Annotated in this window: 1 protein-coding gene and 3 pseudogenes; 3 read left to right on the top strand and 1 reads right to left on the bottom strand. The window is 59.0% G+C overall.

Annotated elements, in window-relative coordinates; translation table 11 throughout:
* Positions 1 to 293 precede the first annotated feature (293 nt).
* Positions 294 to 572 (top strand): hypothetical protein, encoded by a 279-nt coding sequence (locus H3V53_RS42830; protein ID WP_336602989.1) that lies wholly within the window; start codon positions 294 to 296, stop codon positions 570 to 572.
* A gap of 604 nt (positions 573 to 1,176) precedes the next feature.
* Here H3V53_RS42830 and H3V53_RS42825 read toward each other — a convergent pair.
* Positions 1,177 to 1,310, bottom strand: a pseudogene (locus H3V53_RS42825) (aspartate aminotransferase family protein); the annotation flags it as partial.
* Positions 1,311 to 1,318: 8 nt separating this feature from the next.
* Here H3V53_RS42825 and H3V53_RS42820 point away from each other — a divergent pair.
* Both H3V53_RS42820 and H3V53_RS42815 read left to right on the top strand, forming a co-directional pair.
* Positions 1,319 to 1,507: pseudogene (locus tag H3V53_RS42820) on the top strand (HU family DNA-binding protein); the annotation flags it as partial.
* A 20-nt stretch (positions 1,508 to 1,527) separates the two neighbouring features.
* Positions 1,528 to 1,732, top strand: a pseudogene (locus H3V53_RS42815) (enoyl-CoA hydratase); the annotation flags it as partial.
* Between the last annotated feature and the right edge of the window lie 350 nt (positions 1,733 to 2,082).

Genomic DNA, 2,082 nt, shown 5'->3' with positions numbered 1-2,082 from the left:
GGCGAACCGGTGCAAGACGATCGACCGGTTCAGCAGAAACTCGCCGCCTGATAGCCCCTGCCTTAACGTTGCCCGTACACCACTCTTGACGTTAGCTCGCTTCGGCTTGCAAAAGGCCGCATATAAGACCGCAGCCGATACCGCGCGCCTACCACAAGAAAAGCCGGTGCGGCGCCCAGTGCTGCCGGCACGTCCGGATACCTTCCTTTACGTACGCCCCGGCAATATAAAACGTCAACGAATCTGCCCGATAGACTTCCTGGAATGGAATCCAACGTGCTGGAGAATGCGAGATGCCGGGCATCAACGTTCGAGGCAGGCACCTGCTGTACAGGCAATTCGATTTTCAACTCGAACTGTCACGCGGTGCGTCCTGTATAGCAAGCTGCCAGACCGACGAGAGCTTGCGCCAGGAAGTCCAAAGCACTGTGCTTTCATTCCTTGAAACGCATGGTCCGGCAAGTCTTGAGATGTTTCGCGATGTGCTGGCCGTCAAGCTGTCTGCGCGCGGCCGACGTGACGCGGCCATGTATGTAGCCTCGTATCCCGTGCAGCCACAGGCGACGGTGTAACGCGACGACCAATGGCATTGATCATGACATCCCGCCCGGTTCAGCCGCCCAAATCGCCTCTAAAGCGAAAGAAGGATCGATCGACCCCTTTGTCATCCCGATATTTTAGGAGACGCGAGATGCTAAGTCCCCATGAGTTGGCCGCGTTGATGGTGATCAAATCCGCGCCCATCAGATCGATCTCGCTCAGGACGAGGTCGACGGCCTACTCGAGCGACAGCTGATTGCGCTGGAAGGAAATCGGCTCAGGTGTGCGACGAGAGTGCTTGACCCTCGACGACAATTCGATGCTTCGTGCGATAGCAGGGAATAGTATTGAGCATCTTTCGTTGGTTTCAACGCGTCAGCCTGATATATGGCCCATCTGGCTTAGCGCATTCGCGCTCAGGCCGGTCGAATTCGCACTGATTTTTACGCGTGGTGTGACATAGGTCGATTGCACGCCGCCTCGCGGCGTGACCTGCGCGCCAGACATCACCCAGACGCACTCCCGCTCGACGGCGGGTAGTGTACGACATAAGGATCGCAGGCGTGCAACTGCGACGCCTCTAGCGTCGCCGCCCAGCACGTCGAGCGTTGCCTGCGCGGCCGTGATCGCCATTTAATTGCCACCGAACGTATTGAAGTAGCGCATATCATGGCCGAAGCCGGCGACCACCTCTGGGCGCACCGCATGGCCAGCCACCGGGTAGCCGTTACCATCGGCTTGCCCAGCGTGACAATGTCGGGCACGACTCCTTGGCACTTCGATTACCGCTGAATTGACGAAGGGCGGCACGGTACAACTGGTGGGCTTCGGATCGTTTTCGACGGGCGTCCGGTCGGCGCGCACCGGACGCAATCCCTCGACGGGCGAAACCATTACGATCCCAGCCGCGAAAACCGTGAAGTTCACTGCAGGTAAACCGTTCAAGGAGGCCGTCAACGGGGCCTAGCGTGGCGGGCGCAGGAAAGCCGGCTGGAGGCCGCGCACACCATCGCCGGATACAACCTGCCCGCCGTGCGACTAGCCAAGGAAGCCGTCAACCGGGCGTTTGAGCCATTGAGTGAAGGCATGCTGCACGAGCGTCGGCTTTTTCATGCCGCGTTTGCGACGGAAGGTCAGAAGGAGGGCATGTTTGCATTTCTGGCCAAGCGTGGGCTCGTTTCGCCATCGATAGCCTCCGATTGAATCGTTTTTTCGAGTGTCGTTAGTGGCGCTTTGCTTTCGTGACTGACTTTCGAGTCTTCTTTGATAGTGCGTCCGCGCTGCGGAGAACAGCCGCGGACGCTTGTCGTTTCGACGATGTGCATTCGGCCGAGTTAATAAAGGCGGCGCGGCACTTGATTACAGCGCGCCTGCTAACGCCGTGGCGTTACGTTTCGCGCCGCCCGGATCGAAAGGTTCTAAAACCGGTGGAGGATGCCGACGATCGCAAGTACCTGGGTCGAACTTCCTGCAATGCCGAACGAACCGATCGAAGCTTGGGCCTCGCGCGTGCCGCCCGTCGCCACACGTTGAAGGCCGCTT

It is taken from the genome of Paraburkholderia bengalensis, assembly GCF_037126505.1.
Classification (GTDB): domain Bacteria; phylum Pseudomonadota; class Gammaproteobacteria; order Burkholderiales; family Burkholderiaceae; genus Paraburkholderia; species Paraburkholderia bengalensis.
The sequence above is the reverse complement of the archived record's forward strand: the minus strand, read 5'-3'. Positions and strand labels throughout refer to the sequence as shown.